7 protein-coding genes are annotated in these 7055 nt (G+C 56.8%); all 7 read right to left on the bottom strand.

Translation table 11 applies throughout. From position 1 onward, the window contains the following. Positions 1 to 150: 150 nt before the first annotated feature. A complete protein-coding gene (locus tag NI21_RS0112365; RefSeq protein ID WP_033126509.1) occupies positions 151 to 414 on the bottom strand; it encodes a hypothetical protein in 264 nt (87 codons plus the stop codon). Positions 415 to 552: 138 nt separating this feature from the next. Then, positions 553 to 1212, bottom strand: a complete 660-nt coding sequence (locus NI21_RS0112360) for an HAD family hydrolase (RefSeq protein ID WP_033126508.1) — start codon at positions 1210 to 1212, stop codon at positions 553 to 555. A gap of 130 nt (positions 1213 to 1342) precedes the next feature. Continuing rightward, the gene (sigG, locus tag NI21_RS0112355) at positions 1343 to 2122 is read right to left on the bottom strand and encodes an RNA polymerase sporulation sigma factor SigG (RefSeq protein WP_033126516.1); all 780 of its coding nucleotides are present in this window, start codon (positions 2120 to 2122) and stop codon (positions 1343 to 1345) included. A gap of 185 nt (positions 2123 to 2307) precedes the next feature. Continuing rightward, the gene (locus NI21_RS0112350) at positions 2308 to 3915 is read right to left on the bottom strand and encodes an MBL fold metallo-hydrolase RNA specificity domain-containing protein (protein WP_033126507.1); all 1608 of its coding nucleotides are present in this window, start codon (positions 3913 to 3915) and stop codon (positions 2308 to 2310) included. Between the two features lie 50 nt (positions 3916 to 3965). Beyond that, positions 3966 to 4706, bottom strand: a complete 741-nt coding sequence (gene sigE, locus NI21_RS0112345) for an RNA polymerase sporulation sigma factor SigE (RefSeq protein ID WP_033126506.1) — start codon at positions 4704 to 4706, stop codon at positions 3966 to 3968. A gap of 23 nt (positions 4707 to 4729) precedes the next feature. Then, positions 4730 to 5518, bottom strand: a complete 789-nt coding sequence (locus NI21_RS0112340; RefSeq protein WP_033126505.1) for a sigma-E processing peptidase SpoIIGA — start codon at positions 5516 to 5518, stop codon at positions 4730 to 4732. Between the two features lie 233 nt (positions 5519 to 5751). Next, complete coding sequence (ftsZ, locus tag NI21_RS0112335) at positions 5752 to 6981, bottom strand: cell division protein FtsZ (protein WP_033126504.1); 1230 nt, start codon at positions 6979 to 6981, stop codon at positions 5752 to 5754. Between the last annotated feature and the right edge of the window lie 74 nt (positions 6982 to 7055).

Below are 7055 nucleotides of genomic sequence, written 5' to 3'. Positions count from 1 at the left end.
CTTTATAAGAAAATATGGGAGTTGGCATTTTGGCAAAAAGAGTGGTGCTGGAGCTAGGGCTCCAGCACCACCTTTGTCTACAGTCTGAGGAGCCGCCCACGCCGGGCGGCTCCTTTCTCGCCGGGCCCTCCCCATGCAGGGCCCCTCCTCCTATCCTTCCACGATCAGATATTTGCCGCTTGGCAGGGCAAAGACCTCCGAGGCCTCCTCCAGCTCCTCGAGGGACATGCCGTCCACGTCCACACCCTCCTCCTGGAAGTAGTTTGCCACCTCCTGGATGCTGTCCACCACAACGGCCATACAGTCCTCCAGGAAAGCCTCCGCCTCCTCTAAGGTCCCGGCCACCGGCTCGTCGAACAGCTGTCCCTGCTTGTCAAGGAACACCTGCAGACATTCTTCATCATACTCATACATACGTTTTTCCTCCCTTCTTTCTTTTCCTTTCTATATCCCGTATGCTCTCATTGTCCTTTTGCTTCTTTCTCTATGCCGCAGCTTCCCGCCATACGCAGTCCCGGCCAGCCGCGGCTTCGCTTTATCTGCGGCTTCGCTTTATCCGCGGCTTCGCAGAAAATCCACCAGCTCTCCCGGATGGTCGATGAGCACGGCGGCCCCGGCCTCCTCAAGGACCTGTCTGCTGCGAAATCCCCATGTGACGGCCAGCTCCGTCACGCCGGCTGCCCTGGCGGTGGCCACATCCACCTCCGAGTCTCCCACGTAGACGCAGTCCTCCTTTTTGACGCCCATCTTATCCAGCAGGTACAAAACCCCGGCCGGATCCGGCTTCCTCGGCAGCTCCTCGCTCTGCCCCTGCACAAAGTCAAAGACTCCCTCTCCAAAGATCTGTCTCACCACATCCACGGCCTGCCCGTGGGGCTTGTTGGACAGCACCGCCAGTCGGATGCCCATGGCCCTCAGATCCCCCAGCATCTCTGTGATCCCGTCGTAGGGTGTTACATGATATGTACAGTTGTCATGGAATATTCTGCCGTAGACCTTAAGTCCCTCCTCCAGGCGGCTCAGGTTCTCGTCCCCGCAGGCCCTCAGCGTCCTCTCGATCAGCTTTCTGGCGCCTTCTCCCACAAATCTTCTGCACTGGTCCATCGTGATGGATGGAAGGCCCATCTCTTTCATAGTCAGGTTTACAGAATAGGTCAGTGACTCCAATGTATTCGTCAATGTTCCGTCCAGATCAAATATACAGCCTCTCATAATACACGGCACTCCTTTTCCTCTTTCTTCTCCCCTATCATAGTATGAAGCGGCCGAAATTTCAACGGGTATTTGCATATCCTGCCGTTTTCCTGTTGTTTTCGCCGCTTCTTTTTGTCTCCTTTTTTCGTCAGCCGTTCAGATACTGCCGCATGACCCTCAGGGCGTGCTTTTCCAGCCGGCTCACCTGGGCCTGGGAGATCTCTATCTCCTCCGCCACCTCCATCTGGGTCTTTCCCTCAAAAAACCGGAGCCTTATGATGTACTGCTCCCGGTCGCTCAAGTGCTCCATGGCCGCCTCCAGGGACAGATCCTCGATCCACTTCTCCTCCCGGTTCTTCTTGTCGCTGATCTGATCCATCACGTAGAGGGCGTCCCCGCCGTCGCTGTACACCGGCTCCTGCAGGCTCACCGGGGCCTGTATGGCGTCCAGGGCAAAGACGATGTCCTCCCCCGAGATGCCGATCTCCTCCGCGATCTCCTGGACCGTGGGCTCTTTTAAGTGCTGCTTCATGTAGCTCTCCCTGGCGTAGATCGCCTTGTAGGCTGTATCCCGCAGGGAGCGGCTCACCCGGATGGAATTGTTGTCCCTCATGTAGCGCCGGATCTCCCCGATGATCATGGGGACCGCGTAGGTGGAGAATTTCACATCCAGCTCCGTATTAAAATTGTTGACCGCCTTGATCAGCCCGATGCAGCCGATCTGAAACAGGTCGTCGGGATTTTCATTGCTGGAGGAGAAGCGCTTTATGACGCTCAGCACCAGCCGCAGGTTTCCCTTGATGTACCGGTCCTTCGCCTCCTCGTCCCCCTCCTTGATGCGGGCCAGCAGCTCCTCCTTTTCCTCCTCTGTAAGAAGCGGGAGCTTTGACGTGTTCACCCCGCAGATCTCAACCTTCCCCTGTGCCATCATCTTCAAACCTCCTTGTTCTCCGTCGTCATCTGATCTCGTACAGTATTGATTTTTCTCAATCAGGCCCGGGCTTATACCGGCCCAGGGGAAAATAAAAAAAGTTTTAGCCCTTGACAAAGGGCCAAAACTTTACATGTCTTTCTTCACTTTTTCTCTCTTCTTATGTGACCTTTTTTGACAGATCACCTGTCCCACTTGTCCGCCAGATTCTGGATCTGGGTCTCGAATTTTGCCAGGTCCTTGTTGGAGAGTCCTTCGTTTTTCACGACCACCTCCATGAGGCGTCTGGCCGCTGCCACCACTCTCTCAAAGGCCGCTCTCGCCCTCGCCTTGGCAGGCTTCTCGGCCGCCTTCCTGGGGATCCGCACCCCCTCCGACAGGATCTGTCCCGTGGCCAGGTCCATGCAGCCGCCGGAGAAGGGAGCAAAGGCAGGGCAGCCGATCCTCTCCTCCACAGTCCGGGCAAAGCTCTCCGTCACAGTGTCCTCCCCGTGGACCACGATGACCCGGTCCGGCTTCTTCTCAAAGCCCTCCAGCCAGGCCAGCAGACCGTTCATGTCCGCATGGCCGCTGATGCCCTTGATGGACTCGATCCGGGCGTTGACTGAGATGGTCTCCCCGAAGAGCTTCACCACCTGGGCACCCTCCAGAAGCTTCCTTCCCAGAGTCCCCACCGCCTGGTAGCCCACAAAGCAGATGGTGCACTCGCTGCGCCACAGATTGTGCTTCAGATGGTGGCGGATCCGGCCCGCCTCGCACATGCCGGAGGCGGAGATGATGACCTTGGGCCGGTCGTCCAGATTGATCTGCTTGGACTCCTCCGTGGTGATGCTTGTCTTCAGCCCAGGGAAAACGAGCGGGTTGATGCCCTGCTCCACAAGAGCCATGGCCTCCTCGTCAAAGCAGGAACGGACATTCTTATTGAAGACCGTAGTGGCCTCGATGGCCAGAGGACTGTCCACATAGACCTCAAAGGAGGGGTATTCGGGCAGGAGATTTTTCTCCTTGATCTCCCGGATAAAGTAGAGCAGCTCCTGGGTCCTGCCCACGGCGAAGGAGGGGATAACCACATTGCCGCCCCGGTCAAAGGTCTCCCGCAGGATCCGGGTAAACTCACCCACATAGTCCGGGATCTCATCCCCGTGGAGCCTGTCTCCGTAGGTGGACTCTATGACCACGTAGTCCGCCTCCCTCACAGGCTGGGGATCCCGGATGATGGGCTGGTTTATATTTCCCACATCCCCGGAGAACACCACCTTCTTTGTCACGTCCCCCTCCGTCACCCACACCTCGATGCTGGCAGAGCCAAGGAGATGGCCCATGTCGTTAAACCGGACACGGATCCCGGGACACAGGTCGATGGTCTGTCCGTAGTCGCAGGGGGCGAAGAGCTGGATGGCCGCGTCCGCGTCCGCCATGGTGTACACCGGCTCGTACAGCTCTCCTCCGCTGCGGCGGGCCTTCCGGTTTCTCCACTGGGCCTCAAACTCCTGGATGTGGGCGCTGTCTCGCAGCATGATGCTGCACAGGTCCGAGGTGGCAAAGGTGGTGACCACCTCGCCTGAAAATCCCTGTTTGCACAGGAGCGGGATGTTTCCCGAGTGGTCGATGTGGGCGTGGGTCAGAAGCACGTAGTCGATCTCCCCCGCCGTCACCGGCAGCTTCTGGTTCTCATACAGATCCGGCCCCTGCTCCATTCCACAGTCGATGAGAACCCGTTTCCCGCAGGCTTCCAGAAGATGACAGCTGCCTGTCACCTCGTGGGCCGCGCCGATAAAAGTAAGCTTCATATACCTCAACCCCTTTTTGTTTTTATTGTATCATTTTACCCGGGCCGTGGCTATGAATATTTTACCATTTCCCTCTTCAGCCGCTGCATGATCTTCTTCTCCAGCCGGGAGATGTAGGACTGGGAGATGCCCAGCACATCCGCCACCTCCTTCTGTGTCTTCTCCTCTCCGCCGGGCACTCCCAGGCCGAACCGGAGGCGCACGATAGTCTGCTCCCTGCTGGTGAGCCTCTCCAGGGCCTTCCCCAGCACCTTCCGCTCCGCCTCCTGCTCCAGGTCCCGGTAGATGGTATCCTCCTCCGTACCAAGGATATCCGACAGGAGCAGCTCATTGCCGTCCCAGTCCACATTGAGAGGCTCGTCGATGGACACCTCCATCCTTGTCTTGTTGTTCCTGCGCAGGTACATGAGAATTTCATTTTCAATGCACCGGGAGGCGTAGGTGGCCAGCTTGATCTTTTTCTTCGGGTCGTAGGTGTTGATGGCCTTGATGAGGCCGATGGTGCCGATGGAGATCAGATCCTCCACCCCCACGCCCGTGTTGTCAAATTTCTTTGCTATGTACACCACCAGCCGGAGGTTGTGCTCGATGAGCAGCTTCCTGGCCGCCTTGTCCTCCTCCGTCCCCAGCCTTCCGATGGCATCGGCCTCCTCCTCGGCCTCCAGGGGCGCCGGGAGGATGTCTGAGCCGCCGATATAGTGCACGTCCCCCCTCTCCGGGAAAAGCAAAGTCCTGAAATTCGGTATCACCTTGAGTTTAAATTGATTTGGCACCGCTACTTTTATCATCATGTCTTTCTATCCTCCAATCTATGCTACAGATCCGGATGAATGAGCATCCGGTATGTTCCGTCTGAAGATACTGCGTCCTCGCTGATCCCCACAAGAGGCCCCTGTATCCACCTGGGCCCCCTCTCATATATGCAGAGCCTTTCCAGCCTCACAGCCGGAAGCACTCCATCCTTCCTTCCAACTGAGCGGTACGGGATATACCGCAGCTCCTCCGGCAGCCGGCCCTGAAACAGCTCCTCCGCCGCCTCCCTCTCCAGGATGCTGACGGGCTCCCCGGTGAAGGGATCCTTCAGGGAGTTGCCGGTGTCCACAAGGGCTGTCAGCGTCACCTTCCTGTCCCTCCAGAAAAGATCCGCCCGGCACCTGCCGCGGCCTCTCTGAAGTCCCAGGGACACAAGCCAGAGCACGCCGGAGGCCAGGTAATAGCTCCCGGCCGTCAGGGCGAAAAAGAGGCTTCCCACCTCCAGCCAGTCCCCGTACTGGGCCAGCCAGCCCATGATCCCGCCTGTCAGGAACCCTGCCGCGTACAGAAGGAAGAAAGCGTACACCATCTTCCTCCCCCAGGGTATCCCAAGGCCCGCCCGCAGCATGGCCACACTGACCATGCCGTGGAACAGAAAAAATTTTATGAACGGACAGGGAAGCGGACAGGCGATCACCACACACATGAGCGCGGATCCCGCCAGTGCTCCCAGGGCGATACGTCCAAGCGTGGCAGGGCTTTTCAGTATCCGCCTGACAAGAAGGAGCAGTATGTGATCCATCATAAAATTTTCCAGGAAAAAAATATCTATATACAGTTCATACTCCACATTACACCTTCTTTCTCTTTTGTGCAGACATCGCGTACTGCTTTACTGTACCCGGGCAGGATTTATTATAAAGAGAAGGGGGCTTCAAAATTTGTCAGATGGTGCCGGGAGGCCGGCAGATTTTCTCGACAGAAAAATATGGTTTCCGCAGAAATACAGAAGTTTTCGAAAAAGGGCAGAAAAAAGGAAGCCGCGCTCTTCGCGCGGCCTCCCGGGTAAGACGTTACATATTTTTATTTTTTAAAGAAATCCGGAATCTTGATGGACTGCTCCTTCACCTTGCTGGTGGGTGTCCTCGGTGTCTCCAGTGAGGGGGTTGTCCCTCCCAGCGGACGCTTCAGCCCGCTTCCGCTGTTAGACGGCGCTGTTCCCGCCTCCTGCCTCGGAGCATGAGTGGTGTGGGATGTGTGCGTCGTGTGGGCAGAATTCAGCTGTCTGTCATAGCTGCTGGCCGGTGGAACCATTCCGGAGCGTCCCTCCAGTCTGGATTTCAGCTTGGAGGAGGTTCCGCCTACATTATGTAAGCCTGTCGCAATGACAGTGATGGTGGCTTCGTCGGCTCTGGAGTCATCGTACATAGCGCCAAAGATAATGTTGGCATCCTCTCCCGCCAGATCCTGCACGAACTCAGCCGCATCGGATGCGTCCATGAGGGTGATGTCGCCGGAAATATTGATGATGACATGGGAAGCCCCCGCAATGGTGGTCTCAAGCAGCGGGCTGGCCACAGCCTGCTTCACAGCCTCCAGCGCCTTGTCGTCGCCTCGGCCCTGTCCGATACCGATGTGGGCGATACCCTTGTCCGTCATAACAGTCTGTACGTCCGCAAAGTCCAGGTTGATCAGGGACGGAACATTGATCAGATCCGTGATACCCTGGATACCCTGCTGCAGCACCTCATCCGCCTTCTTCAGAGCCTCCGGCATGGTGGTGCGTCTGTCCACCACCTCCAGCAGCTTGTCGTTGGGGATGACGATCAGTGTATCGACATTTTCTTTTAATTTATCAATTCCAGCCAGAGCGTTGTTCATGCGGGTCTTGGACTCAAAGCGGAAAGGCTTTGTGACAACGCCTACGGTCAGAGCCCCCTGCTCCTTTGCGATGCGGGCGACAACGGGCGTAGCTCCGGTTCCGGTTCCGCCTCCCATACCGCAGGTAACAAATACCATGTCAGCGCCCTTCAGAGCCGCCGAGATCTCCTCCGCGCTCTCCTCTGCCGCCTTCTCTCCGATCTCCGGGCGGGCTCCCGCGCCCAGTCCCTTGGTAATCTTGTCACCGATCTGCATCAGTGTAGGCGCCTTACATAACTGCAGGGCCTGCTTGTCTGTATTAATAGCGATAAATTCAACGCCGGCGATCTGTTCGTCAATCATTCGGTTGACAGCGTTGTTTCCGCCGCCTCCAACTCCAACAACAATAATTTTTGCCGCCGCTTCCGACTCGTTTGTTTTAATTTCTAGCAAGGGTTTCTCCTCCTTTGTTTCTATCCTTATTATATAATTATACATCCCATAACGGCGGACTGCCAGTCCGCCAT

It is taken from the genome of Eubacterium sp. ER2 (genome assembly GCF_000765215.1).
Taxonomy (GTDB): domain Bacteria; phylum Bacillota; class Clostridia; order Lachnospirales; family Lachnospiraceae; genus Claveliimonas; species Claveliimonas intestinigallinarum.
This window is presented reverse-complemented; position numbering and strand designations above follow the sequence as displayed.